This window comes from Cupriavidus oxalaticus, assembly GCF_016894385.1.
GTDB classification, from domain to species: domain Bacteria; phylum Pseudomonadota; class Gammaproteobacteria; order Burkholderiales; family Burkholderiaceae; genus Cupriavidus; species Cupriavidus oxalaticus.
Genome location: NZ_CP069811.1, coordinates 1,859,573 through 1,878,216 on the forward strand (window position 1 = coordinate 1,859,573; position 18,644 = coordinate 1,878,216).

Sequence of the window (18,644 nt, forward strand, 5' to 3'; positions counted from 1 at the left end):
CCCGCTGCCCCGCCTACGCCGCCAGCGCGCTGGCCCGGCCTTCGCTGCCGCCGGCGCTGCATGCCGGCAGTTCGGCGAGCGTGGCATCGGCCAGTGCCGGCAAGGCCAGCAACAGCGCCATGCATTGCCGTGCGAGGTCCTGCGCCGTGGCATGGTCGAGCGCCGCCGTGTCGTATTCCACGCGCAGCGTCAGCGTTTCGCGCGGGATCACGATGGCGGTCACCGGGTAGCTCATCTGGCCGCGGTTGTCGACGTCGCTGAAGCGCAGCGCGCCGCGCTCGGTTTCGCGCAGCGTGCTGTCGACCGGGTAGTTCTCGTAGATCAGCATGGTGTCGAACGGCGCCTGCGCCGTGTCGTCACTGCCCGCGGCCCAGGATTGCAGCCACGCCGGCGGCGCGTGCTCGGTCTCGCGCAGGGCTAGGTTGTCGGCCTGCAGCGCCGGCAGCCAGTCGGCCACGCGCAGCGTGCCGGGCAGGTCCTGCACCAGCGGCAGCGTGCTGGCCAGCAGGCCCGTGATGTCTTCGATGCCGGGCAACTCCGCCGAACGCCCCGAACCCACCACCGCCATGCCCACGGTGCGGGCGCCGGTGGCCTGGCGCAGCGCCAGCAGCCAGGCGGCCTGCACCAGCGTGTTGACGGTGACGTGCTGGCGGCTGGCGAAGGCGGCCAGCGTGCGCAGCGCGTCGGCGTGCACCACGTGCTCGACGGCGCCCATATGCTGACCGCGCTGCGCGGCCGCGATATCGCGGGTAATCCGGACCGGCCGCTGCTGCAGCGGCGCCAGCCGCGTTTTCCAATGCCCGTCCGCGCCGGGCTGCGCCTGCTGCCACGCCACGTAGCGGCGCAGCGAGGAAGCCGCCTGAGCGGGCAGTTCGCCGTCGTAGCCGCGCAGCACTTCGCCCAGCAGCCGCGACATGCTCCAGCCGTCGAGCAACAGGTGATGCCAGGTCCAGAGGAAGCGCCACGCGTCGTCGGCGATGCGCACCAGCGTCAGCCGCATCAGCGGTGCGCGGCACAGGTCGAAGGGTTGGCGGAACTCGGCCTCGCACAGCGCCTGCCATGCCGTATCCTCGGCGGCGGACTGCGGCCGGCTGCCGCGGCCGCGCCAGTCGTGGCGGGTGACCGGAAGCCGAGCCTGGGCCGGCACCACCAGCAGGGGCTCGGCCCCGTCAGGCGCTTGCAGCCAGGCAACGCGGGCGCGCAGCACCGGATGGCGCTGCATCGCGGCCTGCCATGCCGCGACCATGCGCTCGACGTCGAGCCCGTCCATGGTCGCCTGCACCTGCACCATGTACGCCGGCGAGCCCGGATGGCGCGCGCCATGGCGCACCATGCCGCGCTGCATCGGCGTCGGCCGCCAGATGTCCTCGATCTCCTCCGCGGGCAGCGCCAGCGCGTCCAGCTGCGCCTGCGACAAGCCGCTGGCCGGCACGTCCGACGGCGTCAGCCGCGTGGCGGGTTGCGCCACGCAATGCGCCACCACGTCGCGCAAGGCCTGGGCGATGCGCGCCAGCAGCGCGTCGATGGTGGCCTCGCGGAACTGGCCGCCGCGATACGTGCAGCGGAACTGCAGGCAGCCATGCCGGACCCGGCCGTCGAAGGCCAGCGGTGCCGGCAACGGGATGTCGGCGGACACGCCGCTGCCGGTATCCTCCGCTGCCACCTGCCAGCCGCCCGCTTCGGCGCGCAGGCTGCCGTCGAACTGGCCGAGGTAGTTGAACAGCACCTGCGGCGCCGCTGCGGCGGTCCCGAGCACGCCGTAGCCCAGTCCTTGCCGCGGCACGGCGCGCAGGGCTTCCTTGACGCCGGCGATGGTGTCGCCAAGATCATCGACAGTGGCCAGGCGCACCGGCCAGATGCTGGTGAACCACCCTACCGTGCGGCTGAGGTCTAGCTCCGTACCGGCTGCCTCGGCTTCGCGCCCGTGGCCTTCGACGTGGATGCGGATCTCGTCGCGGCCCGTGAACGCGCACAGCGCGCGCGCGAAGGCCGCCAGCAGCAGGTCGTTGACGCCGGTGCGGTAGGCGGCGTGGGCGCGCCGCAGCAAGGCGTCGGTGGTGGCCGCGTCGAGGGCGAAACTGGCCGTGCAGGCGCCATCCGGGCGGGGCTCCGAAGCGTCGAACACATCGCCCGCCAGCGTCAGGTCGCCTTCAGCCACTGCCTGCCAGTAGGCGCTTTCGCCGGCAAACACGGTGCGCGCCGGCCCGGCCAGCGTGCGGCTCCATGCGGCATAGCTGGCGCCCACCGGTGCCAGCACCGGGGCCTGCCCGGCCAGCCGCGCGGCGTACGCCGCCTGCAGGTCTTCCAGCACGATGCGCCACGACACGCCGTCCACCGCCAGGTGATGGCAGACCAGGAACAGGCGCTCGCTGCCGTCCGCAACGCGCAGTTGCAATGCGCGCAGCAGCGGGCCGTGCTCGATATCCAGCTTTCCCTGCTCGGCGTCGCAGGCGGCCGTGATGGCCGCAGCGCCGCGCGCATCGGCCGTCGTCAGCACGAACGCATCGGCGGCCTCCGCACCGGCCTGCTGCTGCCAGCCGTCTTCGGTATGGCTGAAGCGCAAGCGCAGCGCCGCGTGGTGGGCGGCCACGTCCGCCAGCGCGGCGCGCAACGCCGCCGTGTCGATGGCCGACTGCGACTGCAGCAGTACCGACTGGTTGAAGCGGTTGCGCGCGGCCGCGGCCAGCGGCTGGCCGAGGAACGCGCGCTGCACCGGCGTCAGCGGCGCCGCGCCGTGTTCCGCCGTGTCATTGGCGGCTTCCTCATCCGCCACGGCCACGCGCTGCGCCACCCGCGCCAGCGCCGCCACGGTCTGGTGCTCGAACACCTGGCGCGGGGTCAGCCGCCAGCCCTGCAGCCGGGCGCGCGCGACGATCTGCAGGCTCAGGATCGAGTCGCCGCCGAGCGCGAAGAAATTGTCGTGCAAGCCCACCTGCGCGGTGCCGAGCACGTCCGCCCACACCGCCGCCAGCATCCGCTCCGGCGCCGACACCGGCGCCGCATAGGCGGCCTCGGCCTGCCACTGCGGCTCGGGCAGCGCGCGCCGGTCGAGCTTGCCGTTGGGCGTGACCGGCAGGCTGTCGAGGCGCAGCAACGCGGCCGGCACCATGTAGTCGGGCAAGGCCGCGGCAAGCGCGCTGCGCAGCGCTTCGGCCTGCACCGTGGCGGGCGCGGCGACATAGCCGACCAGCCGCGTGCCGGCCGGCGTCTCGTGCGGCAGCACCACCGCCTGGCGCACGCCGGGCTGGGCCAGCAGGTGCGCCTCGATCTCGCCCAGTTCGATGCGGAAGCCGCGGATCTTGACCTGGTGATCCTGCCGGCCGAGATACTCGATGCAGCCATCGGGGCGCCAGCGCACCAGGTCGCCGGTGCGGTACAAGCGCGCGCCGGGGGCGCCGAAGGGGTCCGGGACGAAGCGGTCGGCGGTCATGCCGGCGCGGCCGAGATAGCCGCGGGCCAGCCCTTCGCCGCCGAGGTACAGCTCGCCGGGCACGCCGACCGGCACCGGCTCCAGGCGGCTGTCCAGCACGTGCGCGCTGCGCGTGCCGACCGGCCTGCCGATCGGCGCATAGGCGCCGGTCACCTGCGCGGCGGCTTGGTCCGCCGCGGCCTTCCACACCAGCGGCGTCACCACGGTTTCGGTCGGGCCATAGCCGTTGATGATGTGCTGCGGCCGCAGCGCCTGCGTCAGCCGTTCCACGCCGGCGCGCGGCATCGCCTCGCCGCCGAAGGAATAGAGCCACAGCGGCGGCGGGTTGCCTTGCGACTCGGCCCACGCGGCCAGCTGGTGCAGGTAGCGCGGCGGGAAGCCCGCATGCGTGACCGCATGGCGGCGCAGCGCGGCGTAGGTCTGCTCGACGCTCCACAGCGTGTCGTCGCGCAGCACGATGCTGGCACCGCTGGCGAGCGGCACCATCCAGCGCTCATGCGCGCCGTCGAAGCTGAACGACAGGAAATGCAGCTCGCGGCTGGCCGCCGTGATGTCGTAGCACGCCGCGGTGGCCACCACGTGCATGGCCAGCGGACCGTGTGCCACGGCCACGCCCTTGGGCCGGCCGGTCGAGCCGGAGGTGTAGATCACATAGGCCAGCTGCCCGGGATGGATGAGAACGCCAGGGTCATGGTCGGGCCAGCCGGCGTCGTTGCCATCGTCCGCCACCAGCACCGGCAGGCCGGGCATCGCCGGGAAGGCATCGCGCAGCGCGCGCTCGGTCAGCAGCAGTTGCGGCGCCGCGTCTTCCTGCATGTCGAGCAGGCGCCGTGCCGGATAGGCGGGATCGAACGGCACGAAGCAGGCGCCGGCCTTGAGCACCGCCAGCAGCGCCACCAGCATGCGCGGCGAACGGCTCAGCGCCACGCCGACGCGGCACTCGGCGCCGATGCCTTGCGCGGCCAGCCGGTGTGCCAGCCGGTTGGCCTGGCGCTCCAGCTCGCCATGGGTCAGGATGTCGTCGCCATACAGCACCGCCGGCGCGGCGGGCGTGCGGCGGGCGTGCGCGGCCACCTGCGCATGGACGGCCACGAACGGCGTTGCCGGGCAGTCGGGCTGGCTCCAGCGTGCCAGTGCCTCGCGCTCGGCGTCGGCGAGCAGCACCGCGGTGCCGGGCGTGGTCGCCGGGTCGGCCGCGAAGGCCTGCAGCAGGCGCACATAATGCCCGGCCATGCGCGCCACGGTGGCGGCATCGAACAGGTCCGCGGCGTAGGCAATGCGCCCGCACAGGCTGCCATCGGCCAGCTCGGCCGTGGCCAGGCTCAGCTCGAAGCGCGCGGTGGTGACCGGCAGCTCCAGCGGCGTGACGCGCAGCCCCGCCAGTTGCGGCAGTGCCGCGGCGCTCGCGGTGCGATGGTCGAAGGTGACGTTGAACAATGCCGGCTGGCCAAGTCTGCGGTCGGGCTGCAGCGCCTCGACCAGCAGGTCGAACGGCAGCGACTGGTGCTCCTGGTCCGCGGCGGCCTGCGTGGCGAGCCGCGCCAGCAGGTCGGCGAACGGCTGGTCCGGGTCGACCTCTGCCCGCATCACCTGCATGTTGACGAAGCAGCCGATCAGCGCCTCGGTCTCGCTGCGCTGGCGGTTCGCCACCGGCACGCCGATGCGCAGGTCGGACTGGCCGGTATGGCGGCCCAGCAGCACCGCCCAGGCGGCCAGCAGGGCCATGTTCAGCGTTGCATGGCGCGTGGCGGCGAGCGTGCGCAATGCTGCGGCCGCCGCAGCGGGGATGGTGAACACATGCTCGGCGCCCTCGCCGCTACGCGCGGCGCGGCGCGGCCGGTCGGCGGGCAGGTCGAGCGCCGCGCCCGCGCTGTCACCCAGGCGTTCGCGCCAGTAGCCGAGCTGGCGCTGCGCTTCGCCGGCCTCCATCCAGTTGCGCTGCCAGGCGGCATAGTCGGCGTACTGGACCGGCAACGGCGGCAGGCCGTCTTGCGCGCCGGCGTAGCAAGCGGCCAGTTCGGCGACGAGGCGGACGATCGACGCGCCATCGGCAACGATATGGTGCAGCACCACGACGAGCACGTGCGACTGCGCGCTCTCGCGGATCAGCGCCACGCGCCACAGCGGTCCGGCGGCGAGATCGAACGGTTCATGGACTACGCGCGCGACGGTGGCGTCGAGTCCTTCCGGGTCGGCGTCGATGACGGCAAAGGCCGGCGGCAGGTCGTCATGCACCTGCTGGCAGGCCACGCCGGCAGCATCGGTCGGACAGGTGGTGCGCAGCACTTCATGGCGCGCGCCGATCTGCGCGAACGCGCGGCGCAGCGCCGCGGCGTCGAGCTGGCCTTCGAGCCGGTACACGCCGGGCATGTGGTAGGCGGTACTGGCGGGCTCCAGCTGCTGCAGGAACCACAGGCGCTGCTGCGCATACGACAGCGGCAGCGCGCCCGCGCGCGGCGCGGGCACGATGGGCAGCGTGGCAAACGCCACGCCTTTGCCGTGCAGCGCGGCCAGGAAGGCGGCGCGCTGCGCCGGCTCCAGCCGGGCAAAGCGTGCGGCGACTTGTCCGGCGACTTGCGCGGCGGCTTGTGCGTGCGCGGTACTCGATGCGTCTGACATGGGGGCGGGATCGGTCAATGGATTTCGGGAAGCGATTACGCCGGCACCGCGGCCTGCGCATGCGGTGCAGCGGCGGCCAGTGCCGCATGCGCCAGCGTGTCGAGGTCATTGTCCGCAGCGGCCTGCCTGACGGCAGCGGCCAGCGCATGCGCGCTCGGATGGTCGAACACCACGCCGGGCGCGATCTCCACCTGCAGCCGGCGGCGCAGCCGCGCCACCAGCTTGATCACCAGCAGCGAATGGCCGCCGAGGGCGAAGAAGTCGGCATGGGGGTCGACCTGGCCCTGTTCCAGCAGCTCGGCCATCAGCGCGCACACCAGGGCTTCCACCGCGTCGGACGCGGCGGCTGCGGCGGCTGCGGCGGCTGGCGCGTTGTCGGCAGGCAGCAGTTCGCGCAGCGCGACGCGGTCCGTCTTGCCGTTGGGCAGTCGCGGCAGCGCCGCCAGCGGGACGAAGCGCGCCGGCACCATCGCGTCGGGCAGCATCGCGGCCAGCGTGTGGCGCAGCGCGGCGGCGTCGACGATGCTGCCGGCTGCCGGCACGAGGAAGGCACACAGCACGGCCTCGCCGCCGGGCCCCGCCACCGCGCACACCGCTGCCTGCGCGACCCCGGGCTGGGCCAGCAGCGCGGCTTCGGCCTCCGCGGGCTCGACGCGGATGCCGCGGATCTTGACCTGCTGGTCGGCGCGGCCCAGCAGTTGCAAACCGGCGGGCGTGGCGCGCGCGAGATCGCCGGTGCGGTACAGGCGCTCGGCGGCAACGAAGGGATCGTCGACGAACGCCGCCGCATCGAGGTCCGCCCGGCCGAGGTAGCCGTGCGCGAGTTGCGGGCCGCCGACGTAGAGCTGCCCGGCTACGCCGGCCGGCACCGGCCGCAGCGCATCGTCCAGCAGGCGCACGCGGGTCGCACCCAGCGCGCGGCTCAGTGGCGCCGTGCCGGCGGGCCACGCCGGCACGTCCGCGCCGAGCGCGTGGACCATCACGCCGATGGTGGTTTCGGTCGGGCCATAGTGGTTGAAGATGCGGCAGCCGGGCGCGTGGTGGCGCAGCGTGCCGACCAGGCTGGCCGGCAACGGCTCGCCGCCAAGGATGACGGTGGCCGGCACCGCGGGCGCTTCCGTTTCCAGCAGCGCCGCCAGGTGCGACGGCACGATCTTGATGGCATCGACCGCGCGGCCGCGCAGGTAGCGGGCAAAGGCCGCGGGATGGGCCATGTCGTCATCGCCGGCCACGACCAGGCAGCCGCCCTGCCACAGGGCGGCAAACAGCGTGGTGTTGCCGAGGTCGGCGGCCACCGACGATGTCAGCCCGAAGCGTTGGCACGACGACAGCGACAGCGCATCGCAAACCGCCGCGGTGTAGTGGCTGACCTGCGCGTGGCCGATCACCACGCCCTTGGGTTCGCCGGTGGAGCCGGAGGTGAACAATACGTAGGCGGCGGCATCGGGCGTGACGGTTGCCGCACCCTCTGCCGCTGGCGCGGCTGAGGCCAGCAAGGCATCGGCGCTGAGCACGGTGCCGTCGTCCGGCGACGCCTGCTGCGCGATCGTCAGCACAGGCCCGGCCTGCGCCAGCACGCTGCGGCGCCGCGCCTGCGGCCAGGCCGGGTCGAGCGGCACGTAGGCACCGCCCGCGGCCCATACCGCCAGCAGGCTGGCCACCAGCGCGCCGCTGCGCGGCAATGCCAGCGCCACGCGCGTGCCGGGGCCCACGCCCAGCGCGCGCAGCCGTTGCGCGGCGGCGTGCACCGTGCGCTGCAGGCCGCCATAGTCGAGCACGAGGTCGGCGGCGTCCAGCGCAGGCGCCGTCGGCGCGTTGCGTGCATGCCTTGCGATGCGGTCCAGCAGCGAGTCTCCCGCCGCGGCCGGCTTGTCGCCGGTCCAGCATTGCGGCACGCGCAAGGTATCGTCGGCAGGCCACCACAGCGACCACAGCGGCGCATCCAGTGCGGCCGGCAGCGTGCCGATCAGCGCAGCGAGGTGAGACAGCAGCCACGGCGCCACGCGCGGATGCAGCGTGCCGGCTGACGCATGCAGCGCCAGCGCGGCCATGCCCTGCCCGTCGTCCAGTGCCTCGCACACCAGGTCGAAGCCGGGCCACGCCGGGCTCGCCAGCGCGATCCCGTCGGCGGGCAACGGCGATACCGCAAACCCGATGCGCGGGCCGGCGTCACCGGGCAGCCACGCTTCCTGCCACGCGGCGTGGCCGTCCAGCGCCGGCAGCCACGCCTGCCAGTGGCTGCGCAGGCTGGCGGTGTCATCCCATTGCACGCGCAGCGGCAACGCCTTGGCGAACACCCCCGCGGCGCCGGCCATCACGTCGTAGTCGCGGCGGCAGTCGTGCAGCCACGTGGCGCTGAATACCGGCTGCCCGCACAGGCGCGCCAGCATGGCCCACCACGCCGCCTGCAGCACGCGCTCCGGCGTGGTGCCGAGCTGGCGCGCGGTCTCGGCCAGCGCCTGGCGATGCGCGGCATGCAGCGTGTGGCGCCAGCTGCCGGCTGTGGTGGCCGAAGCAGCAGCGAGCGCGTCGGGCAGGCGCAGCGGCGCGGGCAGGCCGGCCGCCTGTGCCTGCCAGTAGCCGCGCCCGGCGTCGCCGGTACCGTCCTCGCCCAGGCGTGCGCTTTCCTGCCAGTCGGCATATTGCGCGTATTGCAGCGGCGGCCCGTTTTCGTCCGCCGCAGGGGACTCCAATGCATCGCGTACGGCTTCGGCGAGGCGCAGCACGCTGTTGCGGTCTGCCGCCAGCGGGCTGGCCAGCAGCCACAGCGTGGCACCGCCGCCGGCCAGCGGGCACAGGCAGGCGCGCAGCACCTTGCCCTGCGCCGGATCGAGCGCGGGCAGCACCAGCGCCTCGCCGTCCGCGACGATGATCGTGGCCACGGCATTGGCGCCTTGCGGCACGCATGCCGCCAGCTGGCTGCCATCGTCGATGCAAGCCATGCACAGCACGTCGTGGCGTTCGCGCAGCAGGGCCAGCGCGGCGTCTACCGCGGCAGGCTCGGGCTGGCAACGCAGCGCGATGCGCACCACATGCGCGTGCGGCGCCGGCGCACTGCGCCATTGCTGCCAGGCGGCCTGTTGTTCGGGAGTAGGGCTCCAGGCGTCGTGCATGTCAGGCATCGTCGTTCTCCTGCGGGAGGGCGGCGGCGGGCCGGGCCTCCAGCTGCGTGCGGTCGAACATGTCGCCCATCGCCACCACGATCTTGCGCGGGCCTTCATAGGGATCGCGCGCATGCGCGGCCAGCATGTTGTCGAGCATCACCACGTCGCCGCGCTGCCAGTCGAAGCGCACGGCGCAGGCCTCGTACAGCTCGCCGATCAGCGCCATGGCCTCGTCGGGAATCGGCGTGCCGTCGCCGAACATCACGTGGCGCGGCATGCGTTCCAGGCCGACCATCTCGAGCAGGTCTTCGCGCACGTCGGCCTCCAGGCACGAGACGTGGTGCAGCTGCACCTGGTTGAAGAAGCTGCGCTCGCCGGTGACCGGGTGGCTGACGATGGCCGGGCATACGGTGCGGGTCTGCAGCACGTCGCCATCCAGCCAGCGGCAGTCGATGCCGGCGGCGCGGCAGCGCGCCTCGACCTCGGCGCGGTCCGCGGTCTTGTAGAAATCGCGCCAGTCCACGTCCAGCCGCGGCGTGAAGGTGCGCACGTACATCAGCTGCTTGCGGGCGAATGCCTCCGCCAGCGCGGGCGGCAGGCGGCGCAGCAGTTCGCGGCAGTCGACGATCGGCGTGGCCCCGCCCACGGCCGAGGGCAGCTCGCAGAAGAACCACTGCTTGCGCGGCCAGCGCTCCAGGTGCGCGCTTTCGTTGTGGTACAGGATCATCTGGCGCTCGGGGTAAGGCGTGGAGCGGTAGGTGTTGCGCCCGCCCTCCTTCTTGGGCAGGTCGCCGTAGCTGCCGTACAGGCCCGGGTGCATGGCTTCGGCAAAGGCTTCGAAGGCCTGCGGGTTGGGCAGGTCGAAGCCGCGGAAGACAATGCCGGCGTGGCGGTGCAGCGTCGCGGCGACCAGCTCGCGCGAGCGCGCGGCCCACGCCACCGGGTCCAGGCCCGGCACCGCCGGCTCGATCACGATGGGGAAGACTGCGCCGGCGCGCAGCGGGCGCAGCCGCACCTGGCTGGCCGGGTCGGCTGCGGCAGCCTGCGGCACCACGGCGGCTGTGGGAGCTGTGGGAGCTGTGGGAGCTGTGGGAGCTGTGGGAGCTGTGGGAGCAGTGGGAGCAGCGGCGGCCGGGCGTGGCCGGGCCAGCGACTTGAGCTGGTCGAGCTTGGCCGCCATGCGTTGGCTGGTTTCCATGGTTCGGGACTCCTCGGGTTTCGGTTGGGGCGGGCGCGCGGCGCCCGGGACGGGTGCGGTGGCGCGGTCGGCGGGCTGGTCTGGCGCGCGCAGCAGCGCCTCCAGCGTGGCCAGCCATTCGGCGGCAAAGCGCGCCACGGTGGCGGATTCGAACAGCGCGCTGGCAAAGACCCAGTCGCCGCGCAGCGGCGCCGCTTCCTCTGTGCTCTCGGGCTCCAGGAACAGCGCCATGTCGAACTTCGACGTGCGCTCGACCGGCGGCAGCATCTCCGCCTCCACGCCGGGCATGCCGAACTGCCCTGCCGGCGTGTTCTGCAGCACGAACAGCGCCTGCACCAGCGGGTTGCGGCTGCGGTCGCGCGGCGCGCCCGCAGCCTCGACGATGCGGTCGAATGGCAGGCCGTCATGCTCGAAGGCGGCCAGCACATCGCGCCGGCATGCCGCCAGCACGTCGCGGAAGCTGGCGCCGGCGATGCGGCGCGAGCGCAGCGGCAGCACGTTGACGAAGAAGCCGATCAGCGGCTCGAGCGCGGCGTCGTGGCGGCCGGCGACATCGGTGCCGAGCACCAGGTCGTCCATGCCGGTCGCGCGGTGCAGCCAGCACTGGAAGCTCGCCAGCAGCACGATAAAGGGCGTGACCTGCTCGGCGCGCGCCAGCGCATGCACCTGCGCCATGCGCTCGCCGTCGATCCGCAGCGCCACGGCATCGCCTTCCGTGCGCGCCACCGGCGGGCGGGCGCGGTCGGCCGGCAATGCCAGCGCCGCCGGTGCGCCGGCAAGCGCGCCTCGCCAGTAGGCGGCGAGCCGCTCCAGCGCGGCGCCGCGCAGCCAGTCGCGTTGCCACGCGGCATAGTCGGCGTATTGCAGCGCCAGCGGCGGCAGCGGCGCGACCTGCTCCGGCGCCAACGCGCGGCGGTAGCCGTGGGTGATCTCGTTGACCAGCAGGCCGACCGACCAGCCGTCCGACACCAGGTGGTGCATGGCGACCAGCAGCACGTGTTCCTGCGGCGCGCAGCGCAGCAGCGTGGTGCGCCACAGCGGCGCGCGGCCGAGGTCGAACGGGCGCGATGCGTGTTCCCGCATGGCCTCGCGCAGCGCCGCTTCGCGTGCTTCGGGTGCCAGCGCCCGCAGGTCGATCACCGGCAGGCCGATGTCGGCGGCGCCGCCGATGCGTGCGTAGGGGTCGCCATCGTCGTCGGGATCATCGGGATAGGCGGTGCGCAGGATCTCGTGGCGCGCCGCCACCGCGGCCAGCGCCTGGCGCAGCGCGGCCGCATCCAGCGGCCCGCGCAGGCGCAGCGCGCCGGCCATGTTGTAGGCGGCGCCGGCGTTGCGCTGCAGGCGCTCGACCAGCCACAGCCGCTGCTGCGCCAGCGATACCGGCATGCGCGCGGTACGCGGCACCGGGACCAGCGCGGGCATCGCCACCATTGCCACCGCTGGCGCGGCGCCATCCAGCCGCGCGGCGAAGTCCCGCAGCACCGGCGCCTCGAAGACATCGCGCAGCGTGGCCTGCGCATGGCCGGCGGCGCGCAGCCGCGCCACCACGCGCGTGGCGATCAGCGAATGGCCGCCCAGCCGGAAGAAATGGCTGTCGCGGCCGACGCGGACGCCCGGCAGCAGCGCTTCCCAGATATCGGCCACGGCTTGCTCGGTGGACGTGGCCGGCGGTGCGCCATCCTGCGCCATGACCTCTGGCGCGGGCAGCGCCTTGCGGTCGACCTTGCCGTTGGCATTGAGCGGCCACGATGGCATGCACACCCATGCGGCCGGCACCATGTAGGCCGGCAGCCGCGCGGCGACGCTCGTGGACAGCTCGGCTTCCACGGCGCGGTCCGCGGACTGCGCATGGCCGGCTTGCGGCTGCCAGTACGCGGTCAGCCATTCGGTGCCGGCGGCGCGGTGCACCGTCACCAGCGCCTGGCGCACCGCCGGATGCGCGGCCAGCACGGCTTCGATCTCGCCCAGCTCGATGCGGTAGCCGCGCAGCTTGACCTGGAAGTCCTTGCGGCCGATGTATTCGAGCACGCCGTCTTCGCGCCAGCGCCCGAGGTCGCCGGTCAGGTAGCGACGGCTCCCCGGCGCGCCGGCCGGGTCGGGCACGAACGCCGCCGCGGTGCGGCGCGGGTCGGCCAGGTAGCCGCGGCCCACGCCCGCGCCGGCCACCGCGATCTCGCCCACCACGCCGGGCGCGGCGAGATTGCCGTCGGCATCGAGCACCTGCAGCACGGCATTGGCGGTGGGGCGGCCGATCGGCACGGTGTCCGCCGCCTGCGCCAGCGCGTCGGCGCGCAGGGAATGGAATGCCACGTCGTCCGAGCATTCCGCCGGTCCGTAGGCGTTCATCAGCGGCACGCGCGGATAGCGCGCCAGCCAGGCGTGCGCGGTGGCGGGCGGCAACGCCTCGCCGGTGGGCAGCACCCAGCGCAGCGCAGGCAGCGGCGCGTCGCGGCCTTCTGCCTCCTGGCAATCGAGCATGGCTTGCAGCAGCGACGGCACCGGCTCGAACAGCGTCACGCCGCGCTGCGTCAGCAGTGCGGTGAGCGCGGCGGGATCGCGCACCACATCGTCAGCGATGATCTCCACGCGCGCGCCGAACACCGGCGCGGCCAGCGCCTGCCAGACCGAGATATCGAAGCACGGCGGCGCGGTCTGGGCGATCACGTCGCCCTCGCCCAGCCCCAGCGGCACGGCCTTGGCCAGCATGTTGTTGAGCATGCCGGTGCGGGTGACCATCGCGCCCTTCGGCACGCCGGTCGAGCCGGAGGTGAACAGCACGTAGGCGAGCTGGGCGGGATACGCGGGCACGTCTGCTGCCGGCGTATCCCCGGCTTCCAATGAGGACAGCGTCGTGGCTCCGGCAACGCCGGCGGCGTCCAGCGCGGCCACGCCGGAGGCATCCGCCAGGACCTGCGCTGGCCTGGCCTGCGCCAGCACCTGCTGCCAGCGCGCCGTGGGATGGCTGACGTCGAGCGGCACCCACGCCGCGCCGGCGCGCAGGATGCCGGCCAGCGCGACCAGCCAGTCCAGCCCGCGCGGCAGCAGCACCGCGACGAGATCGTCCGGGCGCACGCCGGCGGCGCGCAGGCCGCCGGCGACGCGGCCGGCGCGCTGCCACCAGTCGCCATAGGTCAGCGCTGCGGCGCCGCAGTGCGCCAGCACACGCTGCGGATGCGCGGCCACCTGGCGCGCGACGCGCTGCACGTAATCGTCCTGCAGCGCGGCGGGCGCCACGCTGGTGTCGTCACTTACGCTCCATGCCTGCAGCCTGGCACGCGTGGCGCCATCGAGCAGGTCGACGGCGCCCACGTGCGCGGCGCCGGCGGCCAGCGACGCCAGCACGGCGGCGTAGGCGTCCATCCATTGCGCCAGCCGTTGCGCCTGCACACGCGCGGCGTCGCAGGTGAAGCGGATGGTGAAGCGGCGGTCGGGCATGACCTCCAGCGTCAGGCCGTAGTGGGTCTGCTCGATGTTGTCGTGCTGGCGCAGGCACAGGCCGGCCACCTCGCGCGCGCGGTCGCCCAGGTCGGGCAGGTTCTGGAACACCATCAGCGTGTCGAACAGCGCGCCGCCGATACCAGATTCGACCTGGATCTGGGCCTGGATCTCGGCGAGTGCCGCGTGCTCGAACTCGCGCATCGCCACGGCGGCGTGCTGGGTCGCCTGCAGGTAGTCCGCCACCGCCAGCGCGCCTTGCGGACGCAGCCGCAACGGCAGCGTGTTGATGAACACGCCCAGCATGCGCTCGGCGCCTTCCAGCCCCGCGGGGCGGCCGGCCGAGGTCACGCCGAAGACGATATCGTCGCTGCCGGCGTGGCGCGACAGCACGATGCCCCACGCCGCCTGCATCACGGTATTGAGCGTGACGCGGTGCGCGGCGGCCAGCGCGCGCAGGCTGGCGTCGAGGCCGGCGGGCAGCACGAGGTCGCGGCATAGCGGCACGGACTGGCCCTCCGCGCAAGCCGGCGCAATGCCCGGCAGCACGGTCGGCCCGGCCAGGCCGGCGAATGCCTCGCGCCAGAATGCCTGCCGCGCGGTCGCAGGTTGTTCCGCCAGCCAGGCGATGTAGTCGCGGTAAGGCCGGCGCGGCGTCGGGGCATGCGCCGGATCGGCATAGCGGGCCAGCGCCTCGTCGAGCAGTTGCACCGAGCCCCAGCCATCGACGATCAGGTGGTGCCGGCTCCAGACCAGCCACCAGCCCGCATCGGCGGTGCGCAGCAGTGCCAGCCGCATCAGCGGCAGCACGGCCGGGTCGAAGCCGCGCGAGCGGTCGGCGCGGCACCACTCCGCCAGCTGCGCCGCTTGCGCGTCGGCATTGGCACCGCGCCAGTCTTCCACTGTCACCGGCAGCGTGGCGCGTGCATGCACGCATTGCAGCGCGCGGTCGTCGCCTGCACCGCCTGCGCCGCCTGCCGCAGCAAAGGTAGTGCGAAGGATCGGGTGGTCGTTCAGCAGCGCCTGCCAGGCGGCGGCCATGCGCGCTGTGTCGAGCGGGCCGTCGATCTGCAGCACCAGCTGGTTGACGTAGGCACCGTTGCCGCCGTCGCGCAGGTGATGGAACAGCAATCCCTCCTGCAGCGGAGACAGAAGATAGGCATCTTCGATATTGCCCGCTTCGGCTCGCAGACGCTCCAGCGCCTGCGCATCGCAGCCGCTCAGCGCAAAGGGCTGCGCGGCCGTGGGCATAGCGACCGCGCCGGCGGGTTTTGCGCGCTCGGCAAGGTGGGCCGCCAGCCGTGCCAGCGTCGGGTGCGCGAACAGGTCCTTCGGCGCGAGCACCAGCTGCTGCGCGCGCGCCCTGGCAACGATCTGCAGTGCCAGGATGGAATCACCGCCGAGCGCGAAGAAGTCCGCATCGCGGTCGATCTGCCCGCGTTGCAGGATCTCGCGCCACAGGCCTGCCAGCACCTGTTCGATGGCAGCCGCCGGCGTGTCGGCAGGCGCCGCGCTCGCGCGCAGCACAGCGGCCAGCGCCGCCGGCGTGGGATGCGCGAACAGCAGTTTGGGCGTCAGCGGCAGGCCCGCCTTGCGCGCCTGCGCGACCAGTTGCAGGCCAAGGATGGAGTCGCCGCCGAGCGCGAAGAAGTTGTCGTCGGCGCCCACCGTTTCACGTCCGAGCACGCCGGCCCACAGGCTTGCCAGCGTGGCCTCGGTCTCGTCGCGCGGTGCCGCCTGCAACGGTGCCACGGTTTCGCCTGGCACGGCAGGCAGCGCCTTGCGGTCGACCTTGCCATTGCGCAGCCGCGCGAAGGCGTCGCACGGCACGAACACTGCTGGCAGCATCGGCGCCGGCAACGCGGCGGCCATGGCGGTGCGCAGGATATCGAGATCCAGGCCGGCGTCGGGCACCAGGTAGGCAACCAGCCGCAGCCCTTCACCTGCCGGCGACGGCTGCGCCAGCACCACCGCATCGCGCACGCCCGGCGCCTGGCGCAGCCAGGCTTCGACTTCGCCGGGCTCGACACGGAAGCCGCGGATCTTGACCTGTGCGTCGGCACGGCCGAGGAAGGCGATGGCGCCGTCTTCGTCCATGCGCACGCGGTCGCCGGTGCGGTACAGGCGGCCGCCCGGCTGGAACGGATCCGGCACGAAGCGCCCGGCGGTCAGCGCGGGGCGGCGCAGGTAGCCGCTGGCGACGCCGGCGCCGCCGATATAGAGCTCGCCCACCGCGCCGCGCGGCACGCGGTTCAGGTGGCGGTCGAGCACGTAGGCGCTGACGCCGGCAAGCGGCTGGCCGACGGGAATTGCCCCCGACGCAGCCGCGCCAGGCACCGCATGCGTCAGGCATCCGACCGTGGTTTCTGTCGGGCCGTAGTGATTGAGCACGCGGCATGCCGGGCGCAGCGCCTGCACGCGCGCCACCAGCGCCGCGTCGAGCGCCTCGCCGCCGAACACCAGGCACTGGCGCGGCAGCAGCCGCACCGGATCGGCAATGGCCAGCAGCGCGCGCAAGTGCGACGGGACGATCTTCAGGCAATCGACTGGCCGCGCTGCCAGGGCTGCGGCGAGCGCTTCGGGGTCTTCGGCCAGCGCGTCGTCCAGCACGCGCAGCGTGTGGCCGCCGAGCAGCGCGCCGAACCAAGCGGTGTGGCCGAGGTCGGCCGTGACCGAGGACAGCGACGCCAGCGACGACCCTGCCGGCAGCGCCAGCGCACGCAGCACGCCGGCGGCGTAGTGCGCGAGGTTGCCTTGCGTGACCACCACGGCCTTGGGCGTACCGGTCGAGCCGGACGTGTAGATTAGGTAGGCGGGCTGTGCCGGAGCCGCGGCGGGCCATGCGGCAGCGCTGGCCGCGTGGTCGCTCGCGAGGGCAGCAGCATGCCAGGCGGCGCCTGGCACGGATTGCGCCAGCCACTGCGGCCGCTCGCCCTCGCCCACCACGGCGGCAAGGTCCGCATCGGCGGCCAGTTGCGCCAGCCGTGCCGCGGGCATGCCGGCGTCCAGGCACAGGAAGGCGGCGCCCGCCTTCCACGCGCCAAGCATGGCGGCAGCCATGCGCGCGCCGCGCGGCAGCAGCAGGCCGACCACATCGCCGGGGCGGACACCGCCGCCGCGCAGCCTCGCGGCGAGCGCGTTCGCGGCGCAATCGAGCGCGGCGTAGCTGCATCGCGCATCGGCGGCATCGACGGCGAGCCGCTCGGGATGTGCGTGCACACCGGCCTCGAAGGCCGCCAGTGCGGTGGGATGCCGTTCGATGCCGTCTGCACGCATATCGGACAGCAGCGCCGCCTCATGCAGCGGCAGGTCGCCGACACGCGCATCGGCGTTGTCGAGCACCGCATCCACCGCAGCGCGCAGCGCGGCGATCAGGCGCTGGACGGACTGCGCGTCGAACCGGTCTGCGTCATAGCGCCATTGCCCGCGCAGGCGAGCGCCTTCGTCCTGCCAGCGCAGGTTCATGTCGTTGGCCGCGCCGCGCTGCGTGGCAAGGTATTCGCGCAGCAGGTAGCGGCCCAGCACGTTGCGCGGCCCGACCGGCACGAAGGTGGTCATATGCCGGAACAGCGGCCCCTCCCCGCCCATGCGCGCCAGCGGATACTGCTGGTGGCGCAACGCGCCGCGCATCTGCCGGGCGCAGTCGCGCACCACCGCGGCAAAGGCCGGATTGGCGGAGAAATTGGCGCGCAGCGGCACCGTGTTCAGCGTAAAGCCGATCAGGTCGGCGGACTGCGCGCCGGAGCGGCCCGCGGTCGGCGTGCCGACCAGGAAGTCGTCTTCGCCGCTGGCACGATGCAGCACGGTCTTGAACAGTGCCAGCATCACCACGAAGACGCTCGCCTCCAGCCGCGTTGCCAGTTCGCGCAGGCCTGTCGTCTGCTGCGGCGTGAGGTGGAATTCGATCTCGGCGCCGCGATGGCGCGGCTCGGCTTCCAGGGTGCGGGGCAATGCCGGTGCGGCGGGCGCGTCTTCGAGCACGCCCTCCCAGTGCGCGCGCAGCGAGGCGCCGCGCGGCCCGGCCAGCAGCTGGCGCTGGCGCACCAGCCAGTCGCGGTAGCGCCCTGCCTGCGAGGCCATCGGCGGCTGGTTGGCGCACAGCGCCTCGTAGGTGGCGAAGATCTGGTCGCAGACCAGTTCGAAGCCGAGGTAGTCGCCGGCGATATGGTGCATGCCCGCACACATCCACATGCGGTCGTTGCCATCGGCCTGGCGCGATACGAGGAAGCGGAAGCGGCAGACCTGTCCGGCGTCAGGATCGAAGGGCTCGTCGGCCTCGCGCTCGAACCAGGCTTGCAGGCCGGCTTCATCGAGGCCGTCGGCGCGCGTCAGCGAGATCTCCGCGGCAAAGCCTGCGGGGCGCGCCATCACGATCTCGCCGTCTTCCTCGATAAAGCCGCTGTGCAGCGCCTCATGGCAGTCCACCACGTGGCGCACCGCCTGCTTGAGCAGCCCGAAACGCAGGCCGGCCGGCACCTCGATTGCGAACACCATGTTGTAGGCGGCGCTGTGCGGATGGCGGCGATGGAAGGCGAGCAGCGCGAGCTGGCCGGGACCGGCGGGATAGTGGTCGAAGTAGCCGGGATGCGCGGCCAGCCAGGCATCGGCCTCGGCGGCGCGGGTGGCCAGCAGCCCGGCCGCGGCCTGCTGCGCATCGGTGCCGGCCGCGCTGTCGGCGGCCACGCGCCAGCGCCCGTCCTGCAGGCGCAGGCGCACGCCTTCGGCGCGCAGGGTTCGCATCAGGGCGCCAGTTTCGGCCGGCAAGGGAGCTTCGGAAGACGACATGGCGAAAACGTTGGAGATGACGGGTCCCCGCCGGGCAGGCGCAACCTGCCCGGCCAGGAGTGATCAGGCGGGA

The 18,644-nt window shown here is 73.3% G+C and carries 3 protein-coding genes; all 3 read right to left on the reverse strand.

Annotated elements, in window-relative coordinates:
* Window positions 1-13: 13 nt before the first annotated feature.
* Genes JTE92_RS08185 through JTE92_RS08195 form a run of 3 tightly spaced genes read right to left on the reverse strand, consistent with a single transcriptional unit; the run spans window position 14 to window position 18,526 of the window.
* Window positions 14-6,049, reverse strand: coding sequence for a non-ribosomal peptide synthetase (locus JTE92_RS08185; RefSeq protein ID WP_063240667.1), 6,036 nt, complete (start codon window positions 6,047-6,049; stop codon window positions 14-16).
* 35 nt (window positions 6,050-6,084) lie between these two features.
* Window positions 6,085-9,171 carry a non-ribosomal peptide synthetase gene (locus JTE92_RS08190; protein ID WP_063240668.1) on the reverse strand — a complete coding sequence of 1,029 codons (3,087 nt, stop codon included), beginning with the start codon at window positions 9,169-9,171 and terminating at the stop codon, window positions 6,085-6,087.
* The gene (locus JTE92_RS08195; protein ID WP_084254738.1) at window positions 9,164-18,526 is read right to left on the reverse strand and encodes a non-ribosomal peptide synthetase; all 9,363 of its coding nucleotides are present in this window, start codon (window positions 18,524-18,526) and stop codon (window positions 9,164-9,166) included. The genes JTE92_RS08190 and JTE92_RS08195 overlap by 8 nt, the downstream gene beginning before the upstream one ends.
* Window positions 18,527-18,644 lie beyond the last annotated feature (118 nt).